General features: G+C 65.7%; 30 protein-coding genes. 8 read left to right on the top strand and 22 right to left on the bottom strand.

Features of this window, described 5'->3' with window-relative positions:
- The first annotated feature begins 156 nt into the window (after positions 1-156).
- Positions 157-504 (top strand): hypothetical protein, encoded by a 348-nt coding sequence (locus HMP06_RS08695; RefSeq protein WP_176496733.1) that lies wholly within the window; start codon positions 157-159, stop codon positions 502-504.
- Between the two features lie 696 nt (positions 505-1,200).
- Here the strand turns inward: HMP06_RS08695 and HMP06_RS08690 are convergent.
- Both HMP06_RS08690 and HMP06_RS08685 read right to left on the bottom strand, forming a co-directional pair.
- Entirely contained in the window at positions 1,201-1,872 is a 672-nt protein-coding gene (locus tag HMP06_RS08690; protein ID WP_176496732.1) for a flagellar hook assembly protein FlgD, read from the bottom strand.
- A gap of 12 nt (positions 1,873-1,884) precedes the next feature.
- Complete coding sequence (locus HMP06_RS08685) at positions 1,885-3,441, bottom strand: flagellar hook-length control protein FliK (RefSeq protein WP_176496731.1); 1,557 nt, start codon at positions 3,439-3,441, stop codon at positions 1,885-1,887.
- A 539-nt stretch (positions 3,442-3,980) separates the two neighbouring features.
- Between HMP06_RS08685 and HMP06_RS08680 the strand changes: the two genes are divergently transcribed.
- On the top strand, positions 3,981-4,964 hold the full coding sequence (locus HMP06_RS08680; protein ID WP_176496730.1) for a hypothetical protein: 984 nt from the start codon (positions 3,981-3,983) through the stop codon (positions 4,962-4,964).
- An 18-nt stretch (positions 4,965-4,982) separates the two neighbouring features.
- Here the strand turns inward: HMP06_RS08680 and flhA are convergent, their stop codons facing one another.
- From flhA to fliG, 6 genes are all read right to left on the bottom strand, one after another.
- Complete coding sequence (flhA, locus tag HMP06_RS08675; protein ID WP_176496729.1) at positions 4,983-7,064, bottom strand: flagellar biosynthesis protein FlhA; 2,082 nt, start codon at positions 7,062-7,064, stop codon at positions 4,983-4,985.
- A 10-nt stretch (positions 7,065-7,074) separates the two neighbouring features.
- Positions 7,075-8,334, bottom strand: coding sequence for a sigma-54-dependent transcriptional regulator (locus tag HMP06_RS08670; protein WP_176496728.1), 1,260 nt, complete (start codon positions 8,332-8,334; stop codon positions 7,075-7,077).
- A gap of 76 nt (positions 8,335-8,410) precedes the next feature.
- Positions 8,411-8,767, bottom strand: a complete 357-nt coding sequence (fliN, locus tag HMP06_RS08665; protein WP_176498445.1) for a flagellar motor switch protein FliN — start codon at positions 8,765-8,767, stop codon at positions 8,411-8,413.
- 17 nt (positions 8,768-8,784) lie between these two features.
- Complete coding sequence (gene fliF / locus HMP06_RS08660) at positions 8,785-10,353, bottom strand: flagellar basal-body MS-ring/collar protein FliF (protein WP_176498444.1); 1,569 nt, start codon at positions 10,351-10,353, stop codon at positions 8,785-8,787.
- Positions 10,354-10,496: 143 nt separating this feature from the next.
- Positions 10,497-11,186, bottom strand: a complete 690-nt coding sequence (locus HMP06_RS08655) for a FliH/SctL family protein (protein WP_232089929.1) — start codon at positions 11,184-11,186, stop codon at positions 10,497-10,499.
- Between the two features lie 7 nt (positions 11,187-11,193).
- On the bottom strand, positions 11,194-12,228 hold the full coding sequence (fliG, locus tag HMP06_RS08650) for a flagellar motor switch protein FliG (protein WP_176496726.1): 1,035 nt from the start codon (positions 12,226-12,228) through the stop codon (positions 11,194-11,196).
- A gap of 99 nt (positions 12,229-12,327) precedes the next feature.
- On the opposite strand from fliG, the gene HMP06_RS08645 reads away from it, so the two are divergent.
- Positions 12,328-15,093, top strand: coding sequence for a hypothetical protein (locus tag HMP06_RS08645; protein ID WP_176496725.1), 2,766 nt, complete (start codon positions 12,328-12,330; stop codon positions 15,091-15,093).
- Positions 15,094-15,095: 2 nt separating this feature from the next.
- Positions 15,096-15,515 carry a flagellar basal body protein gene (locus tag HMP06_RS08640; protein WP_176496724.1) on the top strand — a complete coding sequence of 140 codons (420 nt, stop codon included), beginning with the start codon at positions 15,096-15,098 and terminating at the stop codon, positions 15,513-15,515.
- A gap of 115 nt (positions 15,516-15,630) precedes the next feature.
- Here HMP06_RS08640 and HMP06_RS08635 read toward each other — a convergent pair whose 3' ends face one another.
- Genes HMP06_RS08635 through HMP06_RS08625 form a run of 3 tightly spaced genes read right to left on the bottom strand, consistent with a single transcriptional unit; the run spans position 15,631 to position 17,439 of the window.
- Entirely contained in the window at positions 15,631-16,053 is a 423-nt protein-coding gene (locus HMP06_RS08635; protein ID WP_176496723.1) for a flagellar biosynthesis protein FlgN, read from the bottom strand.
- Entirely contained in the window at positions 16,043-16,348 is a 306-nt protein-coding gene (locus HMP06_RS08630) for a rod-binding protein (RefSeq protein ID WP_176498443.1), read from the bottom strand. The genes HMP06_RS08635 and HMP06_RS08630 overlap by 11 nt, the downstream gene beginning before the upstream one ends.
- Positions 16,348-17,439, bottom strand: coding sequence for a flagellar basal body P-ring protein FlgI (locus HMP06_RS08625; RefSeq protein ID WP_176496722.1), 1,092 nt, complete (start codon positions 17,437-17,439; stop codon positions 16,348-16,350). Before HMP06_RS08625 ends, HMP06_RS08630 begins: the two co-directional genes overlap by 1 nt.
- A 106-nt stretch (positions 17,440-17,545) precedes the next feature.
- On the opposite strand from HMP06_RS08625, the gene HMP06_RS08620 reads away from it, so the two are divergent.
- The gene (locus HMP06_RS08620; RefSeq protein WP_176496721.1) at positions 17,546-17,947 is read left to right on the top strand and encodes a flagellar assembly protein FliX; all 402 of its coding nucleotides are present in this window, start codon (positions 17,546-17,548) and stop codon (positions 17,945-17,947) included.
- A gap of 17 nt (positions 17,948-17,964) precedes the next feature.
- Here the strand turns inward: HMP06_RS08620 and flhB are convergent, their stop codons facing one another.
- Genes flhB through flgC form a run of 5 tightly spaced genes read right to left on the bottom strand, consistent with a single transcriptional unit; the run spans position 17,965 to position 20,791 of the window.
- On the bottom strand, positions 17,965-19,026 hold the full coding sequence (gene flhB / locus HMP06_RS08615; RefSeq protein WP_176496720.1) for a flagellar biosynthesis protein FlhB: 1,062 nt from the start codon (positions 19,024-19,026) through the stop codon (positions 17,965-17,967).
- A gap of 4 nt (positions 19,027-19,030) precedes the next feature.
- Entirely contained in the window at positions 19,031-19,783 is a 753-nt protein-coding gene (gene fliR, locus HMP06_RS08610) for a flagellar biosynthetic protein FliR (protein WP_176496719.1), read from the bottom strand.
- 1 nt (position 19,784) lies between these two features.
- Positions 19,785-20,048, bottom strand: a complete 264-nt coding sequence (locus tag HMP06_RS08605; protein WP_176496718.1) for a flagellar biosynthetic protein FliQ — start codon at positions 20,046-20,048, stop codon at positions 19,785-19,787.
- A gap of 6 nt (positions 20,049-20,054) precedes the next feature.
- A complete protein-coding gene (locus tag HMP06_RS08600) occupies positions 20,055-20,372 on the bottom strand; it encodes a flagellar hook-basal body complex protein FliE (RefSeq protein WP_176496717.1) in 318 nt (105 codons plus the stop codon).
- 11 nt (positions 20,373-20,383) lie between these two features.
- A complete protein-coding gene (flgC, locus tag HMP06_RS08595) occupies positions 20,384-20,791 on the bottom strand; it encodes a flagellar basal body rod protein FlgC (protein ID WP_176496716.1) in 408 nt (135 codons plus the stop codon).
- 114 nt (positions 20,792-20,905) lie between these two features.
- Between flgC and HMP06_RS08590 the strand changes: the two genes are divergently transcribed.
- From HMP06_RS08590 to fliP, 3 genes are read left to right on the top strand one after another with little or no spacing between them, the layout of a single operon-like run.
- A complete protein-coding gene (locus HMP06_RS08590) occupies positions 20,906-21,142 on the top strand; it encodes a FliM/FliN family flagellar motor switch protein (RefSeq protein WP_176496715.1) in 237 nt (78 codons plus the stop codon).
- A complete protein-coding gene (locus HMP06_RS08585) occupies positions 21,142-22,158 on the top strand; it encodes a flagellar biosynthetic protein FliO (RefSeq protein WP_176496714.1) in 1,017 nt (338 codons plus the stop codon). Before HMP06_RS08590 ends, HMP06_RS08585 begins: the two co-directional genes overlap by 1 nt.
- On the top strand, positions 22,151-22,879 hold the full coding sequence (fliP, locus tag HMP06_RS08580; RefSeq protein ID WP_176496713.1) for a flagellar type III secretion system pore protein FliP: 729 nt from the start codon (positions 22,151-22,153) through the stop codon (positions 22,877-22,879). The genes HMP06_RS08585 and fliP overlap by 8 nt, the downstream gene beginning before the upstream one ends.
- On the opposite strand, the gene HMP06_RS08575 is transcribed toward fliP, so the two are convergent.
- From HMP06_RS08575 to HMP06_RS08550, 6 genes are read right to left on the bottom strand one after another with little or no spacing between them, the layout of a single operon-like run.
- Entirely contained in the window at positions 22,854-23,504 is a 651-nt protein-coding gene (locus HMP06_RS08575; protein WP_176496712.1) for a PilZ domain-containing protein, read from the bottom strand. The genes fliP and HMP06_RS08575 overlap by 26 nt on opposite strands.
- A gap of 47 nt (positions 23,505-23,551) precedes the next feature.
- Complete coding sequence (locus HMP06_RS08570) at positions 23,552-23,995, bottom strand: hypothetical protein (protein WP_176496711.1); 444 nt, start codon at positions 23,993-23,995, stop codon at positions 23,552-23,554.
- 11 nt (positions 23,996-24,006) lie between these two features.
- Positions 24,007-24,876, bottom strand: a complete 870-nt coding sequence (locus tag HMP06_RS08565; protein ID WP_176496710.1) for a flagellar motor protein MotB — start codon at positions 24,874-24,876, stop codon at positions 24,007-24,009.
- 6 nt (positions 24,877-24,882) lie between these two features.
- Positions 24,883-25,176: a hypothetical protein gene (locus tag HMP06_RS08560; protein WP_176496709.1), complete on the bottom strand. Its 294-nt coding sequence runs from the start codon at positions 25,174-25,176 to the stop codon at positions 24,883-24,885.
- Between the two features lie 47 nt (positions 25,177-25,223).
- Positions 25,224-25,745, bottom strand: coding sequence for a chemotaxis protein CheD (locus HMP06_RS08555; RefSeq protein ID WP_176496708.1), 522 nt, complete (start codon positions 25,743-25,745; stop codon positions 25,224-25,226).
- Positions 25,746-25,749: 4 nt separating this feature from the next.
- Positions 25,750-26,139, bottom strand: a complete 390-nt coding sequence (locus tag HMP06_RS08550; RefSeq protein WP_176496707.1) for a response regulator — start codon at positions 26,137-26,139, stop codon at positions 25,750-25,752.
- Between the last annotated feature and the right edge of the window lie 6 nt (positions 26,140-26,145).

The raw sequence follows: 26,145 nt of genomic DNA, 5'->3' as shown, positions 1-26,145 counted from the left end.
CCATTGCGATCCTCAGTTGCTCAGGGCTCAACGCGTGCCGCCTAGTTGATGATAAAGAGGGATATTCTCGTGTACTCGGAAAATCTTCCCGGTTCTTCAAACGATTGCAAAACCCTGCCAGACGGTCTCCAACCGCAGTACCGGATCAGCCTGACGTTGGCCGTATCCGATGGACGCGCACTGTGGGCTGCGGCTGCCGCCCGCTTGCTTGCAGCCCCGGGAATGACGCTCGATGACGTGGTCGAGGTGATTGGCCCGTGCGAGGATCCCTCGATCAGCGACTGTATCGCCACCGTGCTCAAGCCCGCCGACGTGCCGGGGTGTCTGCTTGACGACTTCTGGATCGATGCCTTCGCCAAAACCCCGCCGCGCCTGGTGCAGGGCGACGGGCGATCTGACGGTGGCGAGCGCCCGGTACGACGCTCCGCGGCGCGGCGTACCGCTGGGCCCCCGGCGCTGCACTTGCTGGTCCCTGGCCAGGCCAGTCGCACCCACCTCGACTAAGCGCTGCATCCTGCTGTCCCCACGACCCGCGTCGCATTCGTACCAAAACAAAAAAGACAGGCTGAGGGGGCAGCCTGTCTTTTCCATTTTGTGATCGAACGACACGCGATGTAGCGAGACCCGGATGCAAGGGGGGCGCATCCGGGTCTCTCTTCTATAATAGGAACCAATTCCTCTGCGTGGTGCGCGCGGGCAAATAAATTTCGCGAGCGCGGGCTGCGCCGCTTCGGCCAGCCGAGGCCAGCCTGATGCGCGGTGCATTCCCGTTCACAAAGTGGGGCCGATGCCGGCGCTGGCGGTTTGTCCGCTGCGCTGCCGACGAAGGTGCCAGCGCGATCTTCGGTTTGCCACTGGATCATATTGCCCTGTACGTGGATCGCACTGGGCAGGACCGAATTGGCGCCCGCAGCGGCCGCCCCCCTCGCCGAGGGGTGGCAGGCCGGAATGATCGATGTCGCAACGACATTGCGCTCAAGGAACGGCGGCGCATCGGACCCGCCGGAGCGCTCGAAGCTGCGGTCATTTATCATGGTGCCGAAACGGACGTCGCAGGAAAGGCTGCAGTCTTTGCCGAGGTTATCGCGCCAGCCGACGAACATCGCGCAGCAGCTCATTATGATGCATTTTCCGTAACTGGATCGGAATCGGTCGTGCGATGCGCGCGCTAGAAGGCGCCATCGCGCGCTGTGCGCGGCGTCAGCCGACCGCGACCAGACTGAGGAGCGCGCTGATCGGCATCGTCACGCCGTTCACGCCAAGCGAGACGATCCCGTTGAGCGCACTCACGCCGCTGACCGTGCCCACGCCGCGGATCGTCACGGGGACGTTCGCCCCGGCGGCGTTCTTGGCGCTGAGCGACAGCGAATAGGCACCGTCCGCAGCCTTCGTCCCGTTCGGCAACATGCCGTCCCAGCTATACTTGCCGTTGCTGCCGTCCAGCGTCACCGCGCGCGTATCGACAACCTTGCCCGACGCATCGGTGATCGTCGCCGTGGCGGCGTTGAGCTCGCCCGACGCGGTGTAGGACCAGCGCGCCGGCGCGACACCGAGGCCGGAGACCGCCGTATTGAATTCGGCATCACGCCCGATGAACCCCGCCGCCTGCGTCATCGTCTGCGTCGAAAGACTGGCGAGGATATCCTTCAGCGCGCCGGTCTGCTGTACGCTTTGCTCGACTTGCGAATATTGGACGAGCTGCTGGGTATATTGCGCGCTGTCCATCGGGCTCAGCGGGTCCTGATTCTGCATCTGCGTCGTGAGCAGTTTCAGGAACATGTTGAAGTCCGCGCCGATGGTGCTCTTGGCGGTGGCGCCGGGTGCCGCGACCACTGGGGTCGTCGTCGTGGGAGTGTTTGCGATGATGGCCATGTTGGCGGGCTCCTATGCCATGAGGTCGTAGCGGCCGCTGGTGCGCAGCTGGCGGTACGGGGTTTGCTCGAAGTCGCTGGCCGCGCCGAAATCGTCCGACGGGCCCGATTTCTGCGTTGCGGTCTGCCACGGGGTGCGGGGCTGGCCGCCACCGCGATCACCCCCACGGTCGCCACCGCCGTCGAAACGCAGACTTTGCGCGTCGCTGCGGAAGCCCGCGTCGTTCAGTGATCGGCTGAGATCGGCGCTGTTGCGGCGCAGCATGTCGAGCGCGATGGGGCTGTCGGCGGCAATCACCGTCGTCAGGCCGCCGCGATCGTCGAAGGCCATGCGGACCTCGATCCGGCCGAGTTCGGCAGGCGCAAGCCGCACGAGCAGCTCATTGCCGCCGGCCGATACGCGCCGCGCGATCTCGACCCCCAGCTCGCGGCCGATCTGGCCGGGATGTGCGGTGACGGTGGGGGTCGGGATCGTTTCCGACTGATGCGCGCGGGGGGCCACCGGTGGGGGATTGGGGGTGCGAAGTGGCTCTGCGCTCAGCAGGGGCGCGGGGGCTGGCCTGGCATCGCCGGTGTCGGCAGGGGCAGGCGGCAGCGTGTCGGCAAAGTTCGGAGCATCCGATGGTGCAGCCGGTTGCGCGGTATCGTGCGCGGCCACGGGTATGTCTTGGCCGCGCGGGGGCGGCGCTGCCACGCTCGCCATGCCGAGCGCGGGCGCTGCGCGCTGGACGCTGATCGGCTTCGTCCTGTCCGCTGTGTCCGCCGTACGCGACGCAGCGGCGGGCAGTGACGTCGCGACCGGGATCATCTGGGGAAGGATCGATGGTGCGACCGTGGGCACTGTGGGGGGCGCGGATTGATCTGCCGCCTCGTGCCGATCCGGCGCGGCGCGGCGCGGCGGATCTGCGACCGCTGGCTCACGCACGGTGGATCGCAGCGGGATCGTTGCCGTTACATCCGGCGTCGACACGAATGGCGTGGAAAGGACCGGCGTCGCCCGGACTGGTGCGACGAGATCCTCTGGCGATTGCGGTTGGATCGCCGCCGGCTTCGCGCGGGATGCCTTGCCGGCAGGCTGCGCTTCGGGCGCTTCGGGTTCCCTTGGCGCGGCTGGTGCCGCTGGCACGGTGAATACTGCGGGTGCGCCTGGCGCGGCGTGCGCCGCCGGCAGTGCGGGCGCTGCGTGGGTCGCAGGCCCCGTTGGCCTCGCTGGCACGGCGGATACTGCGGGGGCTACGACTGGCGCATCCGGCTCGACCGGTGCGGGCGGCAGCGGCGCGGCCTCGGCGATCGGAGACCGGGTTAGCGTCGCCGCGCCGCTGGCCGAGACAGGGACTGCGTTGGCGACGGGTGCGGGGGCTGCGTGAGCGGGTGGCGCCGGAACCGGGGCGATCGCCGTCATATCCGGCGATGCGGGGGCAACCGGTACGGCAATGCGCGGCGGGCCGACTCGCATCAGCGGAACGGTCTGGGCGGCAAGAACGCCCGGCAGCGCGGGACGCTCCGCGATTGGCGCGGTGCTGGCCGTAATCGGCGCGATGATATGCGGGGTGACCAGGGGAACCGACACCGTCACGATCGGCGTGGCCGGGTGCATCTTTTCCGATGCGGCGGGAAGCGGTCGTTCGGCAGCGCCGGGTCCGGCGGGTGAAGCGGCGGCGGCAGCGGCGGCTGGGGCTGGGCCGGGGCCGGGCCGGAGCGGGGGGCGCGGCTGCTGCTCGAGTGGGTGCGGCTGCGGGTGCTTTCGCTTGGGCAAGCGGTTCCGCCGCGGGCGCGACGGATGGCGTTGCACTCCCGATCGGCGCGGGTGCCGCGACCGCCGCTGATATCGGCACCGACGCTTCTGGTGTTTCGACAGTGGGTGGAGCGGCCGCCACGACGACCGTGGCGGGTCTCGAGTCGGGCTTGGCTTGAACGGGCGCACCGTCGTTAGGCGCGAGCTTGCGCAGGGGAGCGTCGTCCGGCGACGCGGCGCGGCCATCACCGACAGCGCGATCCGTACGGCCGAGCGCGCCTTCCTTCACGGCAAGCGCCACTGGCGCGAGTGAGACCGCGACGATCGCGGGCGCCCGGGCGCTCACTTTTGGCAAGGCAGCCGTCTCGACTGCCATGTCGATCGCTGGCGCGGGGGCCTCGGCAAGACGCGGTCGCGCGGTCTCCGTTGGAAGTTGGGGCAGCGGCGTCGGCACCGGCGCCTTCGGGTGTGCGACGACACGATTGGGGACGGCTTGCTCCGCTGCCGGGGTGGGCGCGGGTGAATTGGGTGCGGCAGGGCGCGGCGCGTCCTGCGGGGGCGGCATAGCGGACGCGGCCTTCACGCGCACGGGGGCGACGGTTGCGAGGACCGGGGCCGGAGCAGGAGCGGTTACCGGGGCAGGATCGCCCGCGCTGCGCGGCGTCGGCGCAGTCGGGGCCGTGACGTCGCGCGCCGCAGCATCGACGCGCATCGCCGCCTTTGCCGTCGGCATTGCCGGTTGCTCCGGTGCTTCCGGAGTCGCCGTCGTCCGCTCGGCCACCGGTGCTGCGGCGGCGTCGCGGGCGTCAGGCCGCGCTTGGCCTGCGTGTTTCTGCGCAATCGGCGTTGCTGGCTTCAACAACGCCTCAGCCGGAAGCGGTCCAGCGGCAGCATCCTTCATCGGCGCGGCACTCGAAGCGGCGGCGGTTAGCGGGGGCGGGGCGGTAGCCGGTACGGTTGCGGGCATTGGCCCAGGCGCATCGCGCGTCGGCTGCGGCATACCGGCTGGTGTCCGGACCGGCGCGGTCGGGTTTGCGGTGCGCGGGATGCCGGTCGGCGGCGCGGTGGGAACGGCGTCCGGCGCGGTATCGCCAAGTGCAATCGGTGCCGAGCGCCGCGCAGCACCTGCGGCAATCGCGTCTGCCGTAAGGGGCGTCGTGTCCTCCACCGCCGCCTGCAGCGCCATCGCCCCGTCGATCGCGAGTGCGAAGTCGTCGCCGGTCACCACCGGCAATCCGGCGGAGCGGGGCGAAGCCTGGGGCCAGGCGGGCAGTCCAGTCGATGGGCCCGTCGAGGAGAAATTCATGCAGGGCCTTTCCGTCCGGCACGCAGGCCGACCCATCCTTTATAGGAGATAAGCCGGGTCGGCGGCGCTTTTACGCAATCGATCCCAGGGCGCGGATGCGCGCGCGCGCGTGGATTTCGTTCTGGCTCAGCACGACGGTGGCAGGGCGAACCCGCTCGATGATCGAACGGACGAACGGGCGGATCGCCGGGTTGGTCAGCATGCACGGGATTTCGCCGCCCGCCGCGAGCCGGTCATAGGTCTCACGCACCGAGGCGATGAAGGCTTGCAGGCTGGACGGCGCCATCGCGAGATGCCGGTCGTCGCCCACGCCGACAATGCTTTCGGCGAATTCGGCATCCCAATGCGCCGACAGCGTGAGGATCGGGATCGCCCCCTCGCGCGTCTGTTGCGCCGAAATCTGCCGCGCGAGGCGACCGCGGACATGCTCGGTCATCTGCGTGAGGTTGTGGCTGAGGGGGGCGGCCTCGGCGATGCCCTCCATGATCGTTGGAATGTCGCGGATCGAAATCCCCTCCGACAGCAAATTCTGCAGGATCCGTTGCACGCCCGAGATCGAAATCTTGGCGGGCACGATTTCCGAGACGAGTTTCTCCGAATCCTTGTGGATTTCGGTGATCAATTTGTGCGTCTCGGTGAACGAAAGCAGGTCGGCGATATTGTCCTTCACCAACTCGGTCAGGTGCGTGGTGATGATCGTGCCGCAATCGACCACGGTCAGCCCGCGCACCCCCGCCTCGTCGCGCAAGGCGCGGTCGATCCACAAAGCGGGGAGGTTGAACACCGGCTCGCGCGTTTCTTCGCCGACGATGCCGAGATTGCCGCCGCCAGCATTGATCACCAGCAATTTGTCGAGCCGGATCTCGCCGCGCGCGGCCTCCGTTTCCTTGATGTAGACGATATATTCATTGGCCTTGAGCGCCATATTGTCGATGATGCGGACCGACGGGAGCACGAAGCCGAAATCGAGCGCCATCTGTCGCCGCAGCGCGCGGACCTGATCGTCGAGCCGCGGCTCGGCATTCGAATCGTTGATCAGCGGCAGCAGCGCATAGCCGATCTCCAGCCGCACCGCGTCGATCGACAGCGTGCGCGATACCGGCTCATCGACTTGCTGCGCGGCGAGTCCGGCGGTCGCCTCTGCCATGCGGGCGGCGCTTGCCTCCGCATCAGCGCGCTTGCTCAGCGTCCAGGCGACCCAGCCGCACAGCCCGGAAAAGGCGGCGAAGGGCACGAACGGCAGGCCCGGCATGATCGCCAGCGCGCCCATCAACAGCGCGACCATCCCGAATGCCTTGGGATAGCGCCCGAGCTGTACGCCAAGCGCCGCGCCGGTCTTGCCGCTGATCCCGCCCTTGGAGACGAGCAGACCGGCAGCGGTCGAGACGATCAGCGCGGGGATTTGGCTGACCAGGCCATCGCCGACGGTCAGGATGGTATAGGTATGAAACGCATCGGCGACCGGGACGCCGTGGATCACAACGCCGATGATGAGACCGACCAGGATGTTGATCGCGGTGATCATCAACCCGGCGACGGCATCGCCCTTCACGAATTTGGAGGCACCGTCCATCGCGCCATAGAAGCCGCTTTCGGCCTCGATCTCGGTCCGCCGTTCGCGGGCCTGAATCTCGGTGATCATCCCGGCCGACAGATCGGCGTCGATCGCCATTTGCTTGCCCGGCATCGCGTCCAGGCTGAAGCGCGCGGCAACTTCGGCGATGCGGCCCGAACCCTTGGTGATGACGACGAAGTTGATCACCACCAGGATCGCGAAGATCGTCAGGCCGATGACGGGCTGACCACCCATCAGGAATTCGCCAAACGCGCCGATCACGCCGCCGGCCGCCTGCGGCCCCTCATGCCCGTGCGACAGGATCAATCGGGTCGAGGCGAGGTTGAGGCCGAGCCGCAGCATCGTCGCGATCAGCAGGATCGTCGGGAAAGCCGAGAGCTCGAGCGGCTTTTCGATAAATAGCGCGGTCATCAGGATCATCACCGACAAGGTGATCGACAGTGCCAGACCGAGGTCGAGCATCCAGGCCGGCAAGGGCAGGATCAGCATCGCGATAATCGCGACGACGGTGCCCGCAAGCGCCAGATCCTGGCTGAAGCCGAAGCGTTTGATGAAGGTGGCTAGCTCTGGTGGCATGCTCAGGCGGTCACGATGCGGGCAGGACGGGGATGCCTGCCTCGATGAAGGTCTTCAGCTTGTTGCGCATCGTCCGCACCGAAATGCCGAGGATCGTCGAGGCAAGCGTCCGGTTGCCGCGGCAATGGCGCAGCGTGTGCAGGATCAGGTCGCGCTCCATATCGTCGACCGTGCGACCGACGAATGCGGCGCTGTCGGCATGCGGTGCCGCTGCGGTCGGGGAGCCGAGCGCGGAGCCATCGGCGGTGACGAGGGCGTCTGCAGAGATGTGCGCGTCGCGGTTGAGCAGGACGGCGCGGTGCACCGTATCCTCCAGCTCACGGACATTGCCGGGCCATTGGTGTTGCAGCAGCAACGCCGTCGCCGCGTCATCGAAAGGGCGGGGAGGCAGATCGTTGGCGAGCGCGAAGCGTTCCGCGAAGAATGTCGCCATCGGCACGATGTCGCCGACGCGTGCGCGCAGCGGCGGCAGCGCGATCCGCACCAACCCGAGCCGCGCGAGCAGATTGCCCTGGAACAGGCCTTTGGTGACCAATCCGTCGAGATCGACGCCGGTGCTGGCCATGATCCGCGCGCGGATTGCGACTGGATCGGCGGCGGGGCGGGTGGCGTGGGTTCCTTGCAAGACCGTGAGCAGGCGCGCCTGGATCGCGGGGGTGAGCGCCTCCACGTCGCGCAGAAAAACGGTGCCATCGACCGCTTCATCGATCCGTCCGCGCCGCCGTGCGAGCGCGCCGGGGAAGGCACCGGCGGCATGGCCGAACAATTCGGATTCGAGAATTTCGGCGCTGTTGTTCGCGCAATCGATGACCAGGAAACGGCCGCGCCGGCCCGACGCATCGTGCATCGCGCGGGCGAAGAGTTCCTTGCCGCAGCCGCTTTCGCCGACGATCAGCATCGGTGCGCTGGAATGCGCCATCGCCAGCCCGAGCGCCATCGCGCGCCCAAGCGCCGGATCGTCGCCGACGATGCGCGTGACGTTCTGCGACACCGACAGGATCGCCGCTGCGATCAGGTCTGCTTGCGGCGGCAAGGGCACGTAATCGCGCGCACCGGCGCGGATCGCCGCGACCGCGCGGTCCGCCGCCGCGTCGATCCCGCACGCGAGCACCGGCACCGCGATCCGTTCGGAGCGCAGTTGCGCGATGAAGCGCGCGACGTCCTGATCGATATCGATCATCACGATGTCACCACCATCGTCGCGCAGGATTTGCAGCGCCATCGCCGCATTGTCCGCAAGCGTGACGTGCGCGCCGCTTTCGCGTGCCATCGCGGCGGCGGTACGGAATTCGGTGCCGGGAGCGCCGACCAGAAGTAAATGAACAGGCCCTGTTGCGTGCACGTGCTCAGCGCTCCTGACGGACGATTTCGGTCAGCGTCACGCCGAGCGAATTGTCGATCATCACCACTTCGCCGCGCGCGATCAGGCGATTGTTGACGAAGATGTCGACCGGTTCGCCGACGCGCCGATCGAGCTCGATCACCGCGCCTGCCTTCATCTGCATCAGCGCGCCGATCGCGATGCGCGATCGGCCAAGCACCGCCTGTACCTTGACCGGCACGTCATAGATCGCCTCAAGGCTCGTCGGCGCGCTTGCGGCTGCGTTTCCGGCGGGGGCCGCGCTGCCAAAATCTTCAAGCGGCGGAAAGTCATCCGGCCCGGTTTCGCTTGCGATGATCATGTCGCGCTGATCGCTGTCCATGGGATTGGAGCTTTCCATCATGAGTTCATCCATTGCCGGATCACCGACGCGGCCTCAGCCGGACTGCCGTTGATCGAGTCACCGATCTTCTTGAGCGACGAGAGCTTGATGCGTCCGTCGACCTGGGCGAGCGCGATTTCCTGATCGAGCAGCGAGGTATCGTCGCCTGCCTCGCGCATCGCCTCGATCTGCAGCAGCGCTTGGGGATCGCCTTCCGCCGCGCGCGTGGCGAGGGCCTGCGCCTCGGCGGTCTGCGCCGTCAGCTGTCGCGCTTCTTCGGCGAGTTGCCCGGGCGTGACCTTGGGGCGCAGCATTCGGAGCGCGATCAGCCCGACGCCCGCGATTACGATCAACTTGAGCAGGCTGAACACCTGATCCATCGAAACCCAGGAGAACCAGCTGCCCTTGGCATCGGCGAACGGGTCGACCGCGGCGAAGGTCATGTTCTCGACCACCACGCTGTCGCCGCGCGCCGCGTCGAACCCGACGGCATTCTGGACAAGCCGCGTCAGCCGCGCGATCTCGGGTGCGGGCAGACCCTTCTTGCCGCCATCGACCATCACTGCGACGGTCAACCGGGTGAGCTTGCCGGGCGCGCGGACGGTTACGGTGCGCGTCTGGCTGTTCTCGAAGGTCGTGTCCTCGGACGTCTCGTTGCGCGCCGATTTGCGGCTGTCGCCGGTGCCACCCGCAGCGGGCGGAGCACCCTTGTTTTCGGGAAGCTGCGCGCCAACCGAGGCACCGGGGGCGGTCGCTCCGCTCTCATTACTCTGGTCGCCGCTTTCGACGGTAACCTGATGCCCGATCACTTGCTTGTCGGGATCGAAGACGTTGCTTTCCTCGCGCGTCTGATCGCGCGCGACCTGGGCGGAAACCTCGGCGCGCACCTTGCCCGCGCCGACGATCGGCTCGAGCATACCTTCGATCTGCCCACGTAGCCGGTTTTCGATACCCGTTTGGCGGTCGTCGGCTTGGGCGGCACCCCCGTCGTCGGCCTCGCCCGCCCGCGCGAGCAGCGCGCCGGTCTGATCGACGATCGAGACCTGATCGGGGGACAGTTCGGGGACGGAGGAGGATACCAGATAGCGGATCGCCTGCACCGCCGTTGCGGGCAGTTTCCCGCGTGTCTTGAGCGTGACCGACGCGGTGGCCTTGCGCGATTCGGTGGCGAACATCGCGCGTTCGGGCATCACGATATGGACGCGCGCGCGGTCGACACTGTCGAGGCTTTGCAGCGACTTTTCGAGTTCGCCCTCGATCGCGCGCGTCTCGTTCATGCGCGCGCGCGAGGAGGAAACGCCGAAGGGTTGCTCGGCGTCGAGTACATCGTACCCGACCTTGCCGCTCAATTTGTCGGCGGCCATCGCCATCCGCAATTCGGGCAGCTTTTCCTTGGGTGCCAAAATCGCGCTGCCATCGGGGGAAAGCTGGAACGGCACGTTCTGCGCGGTCAGTTTGGCAGTCATCGACTGCGCGACCGAAGGATCGAGATCGGTATAAAGATACCCCATCTCGCTCGATCCGCCGCGCATCGCGACCGCTGCCAGAACGCCGAGCAAGGCGATGGCGACGCCGCCCATGATCATCAGGCGGCGCGTGCCAAGCTGCGCAAAGAACTTTCGCAATCCGTCCAAGATCGGCCCCACTGGTGCAATCGGGGCGATGACCCCTCCCGATCATTATAGGAGGATGTGGGCGGAAGATTTTGCCGGGTAGGTAATTCTTGCCGTCAAGCGGCGTTTTGGTCCCGGCCTGCCTCGTCCAGGCCAAGCTCGGTCAGGATCGCGGCACGCCGCGCGGCGGCATCGAGGGTCAAGCCGCCTTGCTCCCATGAGATCAACGCATCGCCGATCGCCAGCGTATCGTCGGCGATGACGGTCAGCGACAGGCGGCGCCGGTCGCGGCTCTGCCGTCCGGCGATCAGCGCCTCGGTCGCTTCGATCAGCGCGGGGTGGACGCGAATCTGCAGTTCCTGACCGCGCGCCACTTGCGTGAGCACGCGCCCGATCGCGTCGTCAATCGCGAGCGCGGGGTCGGCGGCCAGGGCGCGCGCGGCCAATCCATCGGCGGCGGCAAGCGCCACGTCGGCCGCAGCGCGCGAGGTTCGCCGTTCGATTTCCTCGAATTCCTGTTCGACCGCCTCGATCGAGGCGTGCAGCGCATCGGTCGCGGCGAGCATTGCCGCGGCGGTCTCGTTGCGGGCCTGGGCGAGACCGCCTTCGAAGCCGTCGGCGCGTGCCACGGCGGTGGCGGTTTCGAGCTGCGCCTTCAGCAGGTCGATCTCGGCGCGCAGCACGATGATCGTTTCGATATTGTCCGCCGCGTTCGGCACCTGCGCGCCCTTTTGCATGGCGAAGACGCGGTCGAAGGCGAACGGTTTGATGTGGAAGGACGAGTCCATCGTATATCCCGGGTTCATGGCGCGGTTACAGAATCATCGCATCGTCGTTCTTGGGATCGACCAGCATGATCTGGCCGCTGTCGGCGAGCGATTTGGCCAAGCGCACCAGCGCGCTCTGCGCTTCTTCACATTCGCGCGCGCGCACCGGACCCATGCCAGCCATGTCTTCCTTCAGCAGCTTGGCCGATCGTTCGGTCATGCCCGAGAAGAACAGCTCCCGCATCGTGGGCGGCGCACCCTTTAGCGCCAGCGCCATTTCGCGCTTGTCGGCATTGCGGACGATCGTCGCGATGGCTGGCAGCATGAGGTTACCGAGATCCTCGAACGTGAACATCAACGCGCGGATGCGTTCGGCGGCTTCGGGCGCCTTTTCGTCGAGTGCGGTCAGCATCGCTTCCTCGGTCGCGCGGTCGAGCGCGTTGAACACTTCGGCCATCGTCTCGTGCGGGTCGCGCCGCTGCGATCGCGACAGATTGCTCATGAATTCGGTCTTGAGCGTGGTCTCTACCTCGACCAGCACTTTCTTCTGCACCGTGTCCATCCGCAACATCCGCAAGATGACGTCGACCGACAGTTCGCGTGGTAGTTCGGAGAGCACGCGCGCCCCGTGATCGGGCTTTAATTTGCTCAGGATCACCGCGACCGTCTGCGGATATTCGTTCTTCAGATACGTCGCGAGCACGGTTTCGCTGACATTGGACAGTTTGTCCCACATCGTCCGGCCGGAGGGGCCGCGGATATCTTCCATGATTTCCTTGACGCGGTCCTCGGGGAGGATGCCGTCGAGCAGCCGCTCGGTCGTTTCGAACGAGCCATGGAGCGATGCCATGCTCGAAATTTCTCCCGAAAACTGCACGAGCAGATGCTCGACTACAGTCGATGGCACGCGTCCGAGCTGCGCGATCGCGGCGGAGAGTTCGCGGACTTCGTCGTTGGTCAGCAATTCCCAGATCGGCGCGCCATGGTCCTTGCCGAGTGCGAGCATCAGCGCCGCAGCGCGTTCCTGCCCGGAAAATTTCTTGAGTTCGGCCGGCTGGGCGATTGGCGCCATCATGCTCATTCGGCATCCAGACATATATTGAGGGTTAACGCGCAGCGGCGTCGGTGGATGCCTCTATTATAGGATAGATGAGCAGCGCGGAGCCAGAGCGACAATGTCGTGACGATAAATCTTTCTAGCGGGCTGAGCGCCCTTTCGATGCTGACGGGCACGAACAGCTATACCGATTTCGGGGTGCCGACCGCGGCCGAGTCGCTTGCCGTGCGCAAGGCCAAGGCGCAGTTCACACTCGCGCCCACCACCCCGCCGTGGAAGCAGGCAGCGGCCAAGACACCGGAGTCGGCGCAGGTCTCGGCGATCAAGGCGCTGAAGAGCATCGTCGACACAAACGCAACCTCACCGACGGCCGGGTCGCCCGACGTGGAGACGACCTTTACCGCCTATAAGGCGCTGGCCAAGCTGCAGCTACTCGCCACCGCTGCCGCCCGGACGACGACGACGGACGCGGAACGTACCTCGCTGCAGGCGGCGTTCGGCAACGGGCTGGCCGACCTCCAGACCTTCCTCGGGCAGGCTAAAGCAGACAAGGTCGAATTGTCGTTCGCGCTGCCTACGCGCCGCGCCGAAACGGTGTCGGTTGCATCGTCCGATCCGACCAAATTCAGCGGGACCGGAATTCTCGACAAGCGCGATTCACCGCTGCCGGGCCTGAGTGGGAATGAGGTGTTTCGCATCGCGCTCGACAAGCCGGGGGCGAGCGATATCGTCGTGATCGATCTTGCCCAGACTCCGCAGCCGCCGACGCTCGATTCCGTCGCGACCGCAATCAATGCGGCGATCAACGCGATTCCGCTGCGCAATCCGGACGGGTCAGTTGTGCTCGACAAGGACGGTAATCCCAGCCCGCGCTGGCTGGTGCATTTCGTACCCGACAAGAAATCCGACAAATGGGGCTTTTCGGTGCAAGCCCCCAATGGGGCCGAGCGTGTGTCGATCGATCAAGTCGGCGCGCCCGATTCGCTCGTCGTCGCCAGCGGCCAGACCGCGCTCGATGCACCGACCGTGACGCAGCTCCTGCGGATCGACGACCTAACGGGCGAGATGACGCGCAAGCCGCTCGCGACGATCGCTGGCATCGATCAGGCCGCGACCGACCGCGCCAAGCTCACCTACGTCAAGCCGCCCGCGTTGAAGCCGATCGCGGGGGTGACCCCGCCGGCAGTGGCGCCGCCCGGTCCGGTGCAGGCGAATACGACGACACAGGCGATCGCGACGGATGCATCGGGCTTCAGTTATGCCGTCGGCACCTCGGACGGCAATCTTCAATCCAACCGGCCGGGCGGGACGCAGGATCTGTTCCTGACCAAATTGAACAGCGAAGGCGCGATCGTGTGGCAGCGCAGCCTCGGCGCGTCTGGCGGCGCGCAAGGCGCCGCCGTAGCGGTCGCCGCCAATGGCGACGTCACCGTCGCGGGAACGGTCAATGGCAGCTTCGACGGCGTGAGTAGCGACGGCGACATGGTCGTCGCGCGCTTTTCCGCGCTGGGCGACGAACGTTTCGCCACGGTCATCCATGCCGCCGGCGCCGACCGCGCGAATGCGATTGCGGTCGGCACGGACGGGACGGTTTTCGTCGGCGGCAAATCCGCCACCGGCAATGGCGACGCCTTCCTCGCCCGGATCGATTCCGCCGGAAAGCTGCAGGAACGCCGCACGATCGACGGCGGCGGGACCGATAGCGTGACCGCGCTGGCGATCGGCGCGGACGGAAACCTGCTCGCGCTGACCAATCAGAGCGGTGAAGCGCGCTTGCGCAGCATCAGCGCGACGTCGATCAGCAGCGATCTCGGCAGCCTCTCGCTCGGCCAGGCCGATGCGCGCGCGATTGCGGTCGCCAGCGACGGCACGATCGCGGTGGCAGGCTCGACCAGCGCGGCGCTCGCCGGCGCGCAAGCCAACAGCCTCGGCGGCGGCCGCGATGGTTTCGTCACCCGGATCGACAGTGCGCTCAATAGCGCCAGCACCTCCTATGTCGCCACCGCGGCCGACGATCAGGTCGACAGCGTCGCCTTCGTCAACGGCGCGCTGTATGTCGGCGGACGGACCACCGGCGCGCTCGACGGAGCAAAGCGCGGCTCGGTCGACGGTTTCGTCGGCCGGATCGATGCCACCAGCGGCGCGATCGAAAACGTTACGCAGTTTGGCCAGATATCACTCCGGACCGAACCCGTCCGCATCTCCGCCGGGGCGGGGGGCGATACCGTCCTCGGCGCGCTCGGGCTTCACCGTGGCGCGCTCAATCCCGAGGCTTCGATCAAGCTCGTGGCGCAAACCAGCTTGCGCGCCGGCGATGAATTCTCGTTGCGCATTCAGGGTGGCGCGGCGAAGAAGGTCGTAATCCAGGCGGACGATACGCTGACCACGCTGGCCGACCGCATTCGCGGTTTGACCGGGTCCAAGGCAGTGGTCGCGACCGCGATCGTGTCGGGTTCGATGGTATTGCGGATCGATGCCAAGGCCGGTTCCTCGGTCGCGCTGGTCGCCGGTGCTCCGGGCAAGGATGCGCTCGAGAAGCTCGGGCTCAATCCGACGCGTCTGGCCGTCCCTGTCATCGCCGCGCGCGGCGCGCCGAAAGTGCGGCCGGGCGGCAATTTCGGCCTCGCCCTGACCGAGGCGCTCAATCTCTCGACCAGCAAGGATGCGGCGGCGACGCTGACCATCATCAAGAGCGCGATCTCCACGACGCAGACCGCCTATCGCTCGCTATATTGGGATGACGGAAAGGCGCGGCTCACCGACGGCGTCAAGCCGGGCGCCGGTGCCATGACACCCGCGCAAGCGGCGCAACTCGCCAGTTACAAATCGGCGCTCGCGCGGTTGACGCCGGCCGCCGACAATACCCTCGGCGGCTATACGGGATTTTGATCATGCCGGTTTCGACTCCCCCACTGCTCGCCGGAATTGGCGTGGCGATGAAGAATTTGTCCGAACGCCAGCGCGTGATCGCGCAGAACATCGCCAATAGCGAAACGCCGGGCTTCAAGGCGCGTGAGGTCAACCCGCCGAACTTCTCGAGCCTGCTGTCGGCGCAAGATACCGGCAAGCCTGCCGTCGCGCGGCCGCACATCACGCTGACCAGCGGGATGACCGCGCTCGGCGCGCATCAGATCATGGCGGGGAATGTGGTCGCCGACCGCGACGTGTCCGAAACCAAGCCCGACGGCAATAATGTCGTGATCGAGGATCAATTGCTCAAAATGGGCCAGATCCAGGCCGATTTCGCCACGATGACCAGCCTGTATCGCAAGCAGATCGGCTTGCTGAAGGCGGCGATCGGGAAGCAGTAGGACTGGCTGAGGCCTTAGAACACGTTCGTTTCGAGCGCAGTCGAGAAACCCCACACGTACGCTACTACGTGTGTCTCGACTTCGCTCGACACGAACGGACGATTTTAATCAGCGCTCACAAACTCGCATTCACCGAAATCGGGGTCGCCACTTCGGTCCGCGATACGATGCCGCTCGCGCCGTAAATCGCGCTGCGCGTCCCCGACAGGCGGCGCGCTTCGGTGGCGACCGCACCCATCATTTCGGTCGACAAGTCGATCTGGCGTTCCAGGACGCGGGCATTGACCTGGGCGGCGGCCCCGAGATGACGAATCGCGGCGCTCAGCGCCTCACGCCCCTCATCATCGAGCGTTGCCATCCAGTCTGTCCCGGTCCGCTCATGCGCGGCCGTCATCGTCTCGAGCGTAGCGACCAGCTTGATCTTTGCAGCCGCCATCTCGGCGAAATCGCGGTGCCGGACCGGCGACAACAGCCGCGCGGTCTCTTCTTCCATGATTGCGGTCAGCGATACGATGGTGTCGATGAACTCACTGGCCATGGCCGGATTCTCCCTGCATCTTGATAATCTGCGCCAGCACGGACGGCGCCAGGCCGATCCCGCCGGTCTTGGCCATTTCGGTGCCGAGCTTCTCGGCCAGCACGCCGCGAAACATCGCCTCGCCGTGCCCGCCGGAGAATTGATCGCCCATCTCGACGCTCTCCATCATCAGCTGCGTCATCTGGCCGAGGAAGACCGCTTCGAATTTCTCGGCGGTCTGCTTGGCCGTTGGCAGCTTCGGGCCAAGCGCGGCAGGGGCGGCCGCAGAAGGCGTGGTAACGGGGGGCAGGGACATCATTGCACCTCGATATCGGCCTGAAGCGCGCCCGCGCTTTTGACCGCTTGCAGGATCGTGATCAGGTCGCGCGGGCTGACGCCGAGGCGGTTTAACCCACTGACCAGCGATTGCAGCGAGGTGCCGCCGCCCAGAATGGCGAGCGACTTGCCGCCGCCGTCATCGACCGCGATCTTCGTGCGTGGCAGCACTTCCGTCGTGCCGTTCGAGAAAGGCGCGGGTTGCGAGGCGACGGGGGTTTCCGAGATGCTGATCGTCAGGCCGCCCTGCGCAATGGCGACCGGGCTGATCTTGACGTCTGTGCCCATGACAACCGTGCCCGACGCCTCGTTGATGACGATCCGCGCACGCTGGTCGACGGTGACTTCGAGATTCTCGATTGCCGAGACCAGATTGATCATCGATCCGCCGAGATCCCCTCGCGCCGACACCTCGACTGTCGCCGGGTCGAGCACTTCGGCGGCACCGCCGAAGCGACCGTTGATCGCGGCGGCGATGCGCTGTGCGGTGGTGAAATCGGGGTTTTTCAGCGCCAGCTTCAGGCTGGTTGCCGATTTGAAGGCGAAATTGACCTCGCGCTCGACGATCGCGCCCCCGGCGATCCGCGCCGACGTGGTGACGCCGCGCGTGATGCTCGCCCCCGCGCCCTGCGCCTTGAAGCCCGAGAGAGCGACGGGGCCTTGCGCCACCGCATAGATTTCCCCGTCGAGCGCGCGCAGCGAGGAGACGAGCAAGGTGCCGCCCTGCAGGCTGCTCGCATCGCCGAGCGAGGAAATCTGCACGTCGATCTGCGATCCGGCGCGCGCGAAGGGCGGCATTGTGGCGGAGATCGACACCGCGGCGACGTTCTGGGTCTGCATCCTGGTGCCGCGGATGTTGACGCCCATCCGCTCGAGCATTGCCTGCATCGATTCCTCCGTGAACGGCGCGTTACGCATCCGGTCGCCTGTGCCCGCCAGCCCGACCACCAGGCCGTAACCGACAAGCTGGTTGGGGCGGACGTTCTCGATGTCGACGATGTCCTTGATGCGTGGCCCTGCCTGCGCCGTCGCTGGAACCAGCGTCGCGGTGAGTGAAAGGAGAAACGCCATCGTAAGATGGGCCAAACGCATAAAACACTCCGAATTCGTGGAAATAGTGTCGTTAGTTTCTTATAGGATAGTATGCGCTGGCATTGCCGCGCGGACAGGAGAAACCTTGCGCATCACCGCCAATCCCGCGCTCGTGGCTAATCTGCTGCAAACGGCCTTGCCGAAAGCAGCCGAGTTCGCCGTGGCGGAGAAGGCTGCGGTGCCGACGTCCCCCGCGACACCGGTTGCGCAGCCCGTCAGCGTCGAGATGCTGGTGACGCTCGCCACGGCGGAACCGTCGATCGAGCGGCGCCGCCGGGTCGCGGCCGATGCCGAGCGCGGTTTGCGGGCGCTCGAAAGCCTCGACCGGGCGCTTGCGGCGGGTCTTCCGCCGGTCGAGCGGCTGGAGGAAGTCGCCGCCTGGGCGGCCGAGGAGCATGCACCGCAGGACCCCGAGCTTGCCACGTTGCTCAAGGACATCGAACTCCGCGTCCGGATCGAACTGGCCAAGCACGAATACATCGTCTGACCGTAACGGTCGCGCGCTTACGCCCGCTTCTTGGCCAACCGCATGACATAGCCGATGATCTCGGCCACGGCCTTAAAATGCTCGGTCGGGATCGGCCGGTCGATCATCGCGCTGGCATAGAGTGCGCGCGCCAGCGGGGGGCTTTCGATGATCGGCACGCCCGCCGCCTTCGCCACGTCGCGGATGCGCAGCGCGATCTCGTCCATGCCCTTTGCCACCACCACCGGCGCGGCCATCGTGCCATGTTCGTATTTCAGCGCGACCGCATAATGCGTCGGGTTGGTGACGATCACGCTCGCGGTCGGCACCGCTGCCATCATGCGCCGCCGTGCGCGCTGAATGCCGATCTGCCGGATCTTCGCCTTGATCTTGGGGTCGCCTTCGCTTTGTTTATGTTCGTCTTTCACTTCCTGCAGCGACATTTTCATGCGGTTGAAGAAGGAGCGGCGCTGATAGATAAAATCGAACGCGGCCAGCGCGCCGACCAGCATCGCGACCGATTTGATCATCGCGCCGACGATATCACCCGCCGCCTCGGCGATGGTCAGCGGCTCGGCACCGACCAATTGGTCGAGCCCGATCAGCCGCGGACGGACGACCAGAATGGCGATCGTGATGACCATGACGAACTTGGCGAATGTCTTGGCGAATTCGATCAATGCGCGCAGGCCGAGCATCCGGCCGACCCCGGTGATGGGGTTGAGTTTCGAAAATTTCGGCGTGACCCGCGACCAGGACAACGTCGGGCGCCCCTGCACGAACAGGATCAGCAGGGCGAAGCCAAACAGAAGCGCGAGAATAGGCGCTAGCCCCTGCAGTACCGCCAGCGCGACACCGGTAGCGAACGCCTGCGCGCCGGCGGGTTCCAGCGCATAATCGTCGGCGCTGCCCCACAGCCGTACCAGCATCGGTCCGAGCTGTGTCAGCGTCCAACTGCCGAGGCCGCCTGCCACGATGATCATCGCGATGAACATCACCGCGTGTCGCATCTCGGTCGAGGTTGCGACGTCGCCCTTGGCGCGCGCGTCGCTGAGCTTCTTGTCGGTTGGATCCTGGGTCTTCTGGTCCTTGTCGGCCATATCGTCAGACCAATCCCGTTTGCAGCCAATCGACCATCGCCGAAGCAAAGGTCGTCAGGATCGTACCGATGAGCATCGCGAACAGCCCCAGGCCAAGCAGCAGGTTGAGCGGCTGCGCGATGAAGAAGACCTGGATCGCGGGCGCAAGGCGCGCCGACAGGCCGAGCGCCATGTTGAAGACGATGCCGTAGATCAGCAGGGGTGCGGCGAGGCTGATCGACAGGCTCATCGCCTTGCCGATGGTGAGGATCGCGAGCTGCGCGAAGTCGCCAGCGGGCGGCAGTCCGCCGACCGGGAACATCGCGTAGGAATGCACGATCGCGATGATCCACAGGTGATGGACGCCCATGCCCATGCACACCACCGCCGCCGCGACGGTCATCAGTTTCGACAGGACCGTGGCCTGGCCGCCTTGCGACGGATCGTTGATCAATGCGGAGGATAGGCCGACTTGCAAGCTGATGATCGACCCCGCCATCGCGGCGGCCAGAAACATGATCTTGATGATCATCCCGATCGCAAGACCGGTGAGAAATTCGGCAATGATGATGCCGGGCAACCCCGCGCTGTTCTGCGCCAGCGGCATGATGCGCGGCCCGAGCAGACCCCATAGGCCCGCCGTCATGCCGAGCGAGAGCATCAGTCGGATCTTGGCGGGAATGGCATCGTCGGAGAAGACCGGCAGCAACATTAGCACCGCCCCCACCCGCACGAAGAGGATCAGGAAGCCAGTGCCTTCGACCGGGAGCAATTCCATGTCAGTGCGACACGATCATGGCCGCGAGCTGCGTCATGAAATTCGACAGCGCATGGCCGATCATCGGCAGCGACAACAGCATCACCACCCCGATCGCCAGCAATTTGGGCACGAAGGTCAGCGTCATTTCCTGCACTTGGGTCAGCGCCTGGAACAGGCCGATCACGACCCCGACCACGAGCGAGGTGATCAGCATCGGGCCGACGATCGTCAGCACCAGGATCATGCCGGCTTTCGCCAGCTCCATCGCGTCGAACGGAGTCATGGCGTGTCAGATCTGCATGCGCATGATTTCGGAATAGGCGTTTACCATCCGGTCGCGCACCGCGACGACGGTGTCGAGCGCGGTTTCGGCAGCGCCGACCGCGGTCACTACGTCGATCAGATCGCCTTTGCCCGCGACTTGCTTGGCGCTGGCGCTTTCGGCGGCGCGCATGTTGGTGGCGGCGTCGGCAACGAGCTTTTCGACCATCCCGCCAAAGCCGCCGCCAGCGCCCGGCGTGGTTTCGGTTTCGGCGATCTTCGGGATCTTGGTCGTGCCGAGAATGCGGCCATAGGCCGAAGTTGCTTCTAATGCTCCGATCGACATGATCCGGTTCCTTATTTGAGGAGGTCGATGGTGCGCATCGTCAGGCTCTTGGCCGCTTCGATCGCGCTGAGATTGGCTTCGTACGAGCGCTGCGCCGCCTTCATGTCGGCGCCTTCGACCAGGGAATTGACGTTGGGCTTCTTGACATAACCATTGGCGTCGGCGGCCGGGCTGCCCGGCTGATAGACCCGCTGGAAGTCGCTCTTGTCCGACTGGATCGAATCAACCTTTACCCCCGCCGCGCCGGTCTGGCGGTCGACTTCGGAGGAAAAGGTCGGGAGCCGTCGGCGATACGGATCGCCGCCCGGCGTCCGCGCGACCGAATCCGCATTCGCCAGATTTTCGGCGATCACCCGCATGCGCAGCGATTGCGCACGCAATCCCGATGCGGAAACCGCCATCGTCGTTTTCAAATCCATGGTTCAGCCTCCGGCGCCCGTTCGGCGCACTTCCCCGTTATAGGCAAATATTGCCTAGCCCGGGCCGTATGCCGGAAAGATTTTCCTATAACGATGGAAAGGAGCTTTTTGGCCATGTCCGTTCTCGAGAGCATTTATGTCGATATGTCGGTCGTCCTGGGCTCGGCCCAGGTACCGATCCGGCAGATCCTGAAAATGGGCCGCGGCGCGATGATCCCGCTCGATTGCGGGCATGACGATCCGACGCTCGTCTATGTGAATGACGAACTCGTCGCGCGCGGGAAGGTGCTGGTCGACGGCGACCAGATGTCGCTTGAGGTGACCGAGATCGTCCAGCGGGCGCGCAGCTAATGGATCTCGCATCGATCGTACGCACCCTGGGCGGCCTCGCGACCGTCCTTGGCATAATGAGCGCGGCGCTGTGGATGGTGCGTCGGTACGACATTCGCTTGCCGGGACGGACCGGCATGTTGCGCGTCAGCCGGCTCGAACTGGTCGAGCGGTTGCCGCTGGATGCGCGCCGCTCAGTTGCGCTGCTTCGCCGCGACGGGCGCGAACACCTCATCCTGATCGCGCCGGAGGGGCATTTGATCCTTGAAAGCGCGGTCGTTCGAGACGCGGCGGACGTCGCGGCCACCGCAGCGATTGCAGACGCGCTGCCGCGTGCAGTGCCGCAGTTCCGCGCGGAGCTCGCCGCTGCCGGCCAAAGTTTCGGCACGCTGGTCGACCACGCGCGCAAGCGTGCCAGTCCCTTTGGTGGCGAACTCGGACGCATGGTCGCGCGGTTCGTCGCCGGTATCGCGTCCGCACGCGCACGCGCCAAGGATTTACCGATCCCGCCGCCAATCGCGCTGCGACCGATCGCAGGCCGTATCCTGCGCGACGCTCGCCAGCAGGGCGCGCGCCTTGGCGGCGCGTGTGCGGCAGTTTGGGCGAGATCGAAGCGGGTCGATCCCCTGGCGGTTAACCCCTTGGAAACTTTTGTTGCCATGGGCAAATGCTGTGTCCGTCGAGCAGCATCGTTCGACGCGCTGAGGATAGACGTCGGTCGATCTCTCGCTCGGCGATCAACGCCGCTGTCGCTATCCGCGCGACGCGCACTTATGCAGGTGGGGGCGGCGGCCCGAGCGGCATATGGCACTGTGCATAACGCACGACGCCTGCTGGCGCGCCAGCAGCGGCACGTTTCGGCCCAGGTGCAAGCGACGATCCGGCGGGTGACCGGCCCGAACGCCGCCTTTGCCGTGGCGGCACCCCCGATTTTCCACGATCCGCCCGTGCCGCTGCGCTCCAGCACGTCACGCAAGCCGAGCCGCAAGGCCGCCCGAAAGGCGCACGCCGCCAGGCGAGGGGTGCGGCATGCGTAAACTCCGCATCCTGTTGTTTACGCTGGCGGTCATGCTGCCGACGGCGGCGCTCGCCCAGTCCGCCTCGGTCGACCTCGGCAAGGGGTCGGTGTCCGGGCAGGCGATCACGCTCGTCATGATGCTGACGGTGCTGAGCCTGGCACCCGGAATCCTGATGACGGTGACGTCGTTCACGCGCATCGTCGTGGCGCTATCGCTGCTGCGCACCGGGATCGGCGCGCCGGGCGTCCCGCCCAACCCGGTGCTGATCAGCCTCGCGCTGTTCCTGTCCTTCTTCGTCATGGCACCCACTTTCCAGCAGGCGTACGAAAAGGGAGTGACACCTTATACCGAGGGCAGGCTCACCGAAAAGCAGGCGTTCGTGCGGACGTCCGAACCGTTCCGTCAGTTCATGCTGAAGCATGTCCGCAATGACGATCTGCAAATGTTTGTCGATCTGTCGGGACAACCGCCGGTGACGCGCGCGGAGATGCCGCTCACCACGTTGATGCCGGCCTTCATGATCTCCGAATTGCGCCGCGCGTTTGAGATCGGGTTCCTGCTGTTGCTGCCGTTCCTGATCATTGATCTGGCGGTGTCGGCCGTGCTGATGGCGATGGGTATGATGATGCTGCCGCCGCCAACGATCGCGTTACCGATGAAGATCATCTTTTTCGTGCTGGTCGATGGGTGGGCGCTGGTTGCGGGGTCGCTGATCAGGAGCTTTGGCGGGTCGGGCTGAGGGGTTCGTCAACGACCGCCGTCTGGCGCTGTTCGGTCGACAACCAACGCGAGAGTTCCTCGAACGCGATTACCTCCGAGAACGCCAGACCAACCAAGCCGGATTTGGCCCAGCGGACCGTGGCGCGCCGCGAATCCAACCCCGGGATGCCCAGCATCACCTGGTCGCCAGCGCGCGCGGTTCCGCTCAGTGATATGCGCGCGCCCCCCAGCGAAATGTCCTTCAGAACACCCGACATGAGATGCCCGTCGCGTCGTACGATCACCGGGCAGCGGGTTGCCAGGCGCAGCGAACGCGGCAAATGCGCCGCGGCATTGCGAACCGGCGGCTTCAGCAACTCGGAGATATCCACCGGCTGATCGAAACGCAGCCCGATTTCGGGGTGTTTGGACCATACGACGACGCCTTCAACGGTCGCGCCGTTCTTCAGCTCGACACTCGCCCGCGCGCCCATCGAGACCGGGGAGAGCGTTTCGATCCGCATGCCACCCGAGGACAGGTTGCGCACGCGGCACAGATCGTCGCGACTCTCGGTGGACAAACGCGCGATCAACAGGATCGTCGTCAGGCGGGCTTCACGCTGCGCCATGGCGCTATCGTTGGGCATGAGCGGCGATGGGGTCATCGGAGCAACTCCTATTTCTACCGGGGGTGGTGCGGTGGTGCCGGGGGTCATGCCGGCGTCGCCTGCATGATCACCGCGCGCCGCACGACTTTGCCGCCGAACGCTTCGGCGGCGGAGGCCATCACGACCTTGCGAAACACCGCGAGATCGGGAAGCATTCCGCCCGGTCCACTCGACATGGGCGTGCGGAACGTGCGCATGTTGATTGCATCCATCAGCAGTGGCAGCCGGGCGGTGACGAATTCGACGTCACCGTCCGCGGTCTCCAACTGCACTTCGAACGATACATAGCCGGCCAAGCGACCATCCGCCGAAACCAGCGGTGCCAGAATCTTGCCTGTGGGGACGAAGGCGGTTTCGATCTTCGGGCGCGGGGCTTGCCGCTCCGCTGCGGCCGGGGTGGGCAGCAGCTGGCGCAAGCCGAACGCCGCGCCGCCGCCGACGCCGACGCCGGCGGACAGAAGGATTGGGATGAGGAGGGCTGTTTTCACCGAAGACCCGATCAGAACTTGAAACTGGCGTCGCTGGGCAGCGCTGGCGCGGCTCCCAGCGCGACGATGGTGATCCGGCGATTTTCCGGTCGGGTCGGCTCGCCGGGATAGACCGGCTGCGTGCCTGCCAGCGCGACGACTTCGGCGAAGCGATCCGGCGTCAGTCCCGCCGCGATCATTGCCGATCGCGCGGCCAGCGCGCGTTCCGCCGACAAGCGCCAGTTCGCTTCGCTTTGCCCGCCGGTGGCGTCGGTATGCCCCTCGATCGCGATTTGCGCGCCCGATTTCGTCAACTTTCGCGTCACCGCTCCAAGCATTGCCGTGGCGAAGGGGTTGAGCACAGCCGTCGTGCCGATGAACATCGGGCGTCTCGCCGTGTCCATCAGGCTGATGCGCACGCCGTCACGATCCGGCTCGACCTTGATGCTATCCTGCGCGCCTTGTCCGGACGCCGCGGCTTCCAGCGCGACGCGCATTTCCTGTGCCATCACGCGCATCGATGCGTCGGGGATGTTGGCGGTGCCGCCGCGCGAGATGCCGCTTTTGGCGGATTCTGAAGCGGGCTGCCCGGTCGAGGTTTTGCTGTCCGCCTGCGCGCGGCGCGTGCGGCCGCCCAGCCCGGGCTGATCGCCGGGATTGCTGGTCAACGTCGTCGATGACGATGCGTTGGGTGAGGCAGGGGAGAAATATTCGGCCAGTCCCTTCAACCGCTGCTTGTCCGGATTGGCGAGCAGCCACAACAGCATGAAGAACGCCATCATCGCCGTAACGAAATCGGCATAGGCCACCTTCCACGCGCCGCCATGATGCGCCGCGTGGCCGCCCTTCTTGATCTTGCGAATGACGATCGTTGGTTGGTTCGCCTTGGGGGAGCGGGCCATGGCGGTCTAGGCTGCGATCGATAGCGCGGAACGTAACCTGTCCTGGACAATGCCCAAACGCACCTTGCTGATCGCGTCGAGCGACCCCGATCCCCCCGCCATGCGGTCGATCAGATCGGCGCTTTCATCGGCGCGCTGAATCACCAGGTCGAAGGTCTGGAGCTGCTCCATATAGGCCATCGCAAACGCCTCGTCGGACACAAGCGTGTCCGCGAGATGCTCGATCAGGGCGCGCATGTCGCGAATTTCCGCTGCAATTGCCACGTAGAGCGACGCGGCAAGATCGTCGATATGTGCCATGCTCTATAGTGCCCGTTCGAGAGGGAGGAGATACGGTCGAGCGCTCATCAGAACAGCTCGAGATCGCCATCATTGCTGACCGGCAGAACCGGTGCGGCGATGATCTTGGGAATTTCGGCGACGGCGCGGCAGCGTGCCTTGCCCTCGTACGGCACGAATTCCACGCGCCGGGCTTGAGTGCCGCCCAGATCGCAATGGCCGATCGCAATTCCTTCCGTCTCCATGAAGCGGCGGGCGAAGGCGGCATTACTGCTGCCGATCGAGCCGAGGCCGGCGACGATGTTGGCGCCACCGTAGAGATGCGCGCGGAACCGCGATCTGACGCCGCCTCTGCGCATCAGCTCGTTGATCAGCAATTCCATGGCATGCACGCCGTAGCGCGCCATGTCGCGGTGGCTGACCTGATCGTCCTTGCCCGGCTCGCCGAGCAGGAAATGGTTCATGCCGCCGACGCGACCGACCGAATCCTGCAGGCATACCGACACGCACGAGCCGAGCAGCGTCGAGATGATGAGATCGGGCTCGCCCGAGACGTGGTTTTCACCCTGGATGATGGAGACGCGGCGCATCGGATCAGGTCAACTCGCCGAACACGCGCTCGATCTTTTCTTTGAGCGCGGCAGCGGAAAACGGCTTTACGACGTAGTTGTTGACACCCAGCCCCGCAGCTTTCTGCACGATCTCGCGATCGGCGGAGCCGGTGAGCATGATGAACACGGTTTTCCCGATCACGGGATCCTTGCGGACCTCCTCGAGGAACTGGAGTCCGTCCATGTCGGGCATGTTGTAATCGGAGATGATCAAGTGGACGCGATCCGAGCGGATCGCGCCGAGCGCCTCGACCGGCCCCGCTTTGTCACGAATATCCTTGAAACCAAGATCCTGCAGCGTTCGGCGGATCATGGCGCGCATGCTGGTCTGATCGTCGACCACCATCACTTTTATTGCTGCTGCGGCTGGCATCGATCG

Origin of the sequence: Sphingomonas sp. HMP6, from assembly GCF_013374095.1 — a bacterium.
Classification (GTDB): Bacteria; Pseudomonadota; Alphaproteobacteria; order Sphingomonadales; family Sphingomonadaceae; genus Sphingomonas.
The sequence above is the reverse complement of the archived record's forward strand: the minus strand, read 5'-3'. Positions and strand labels throughout refer to the sequence as shown.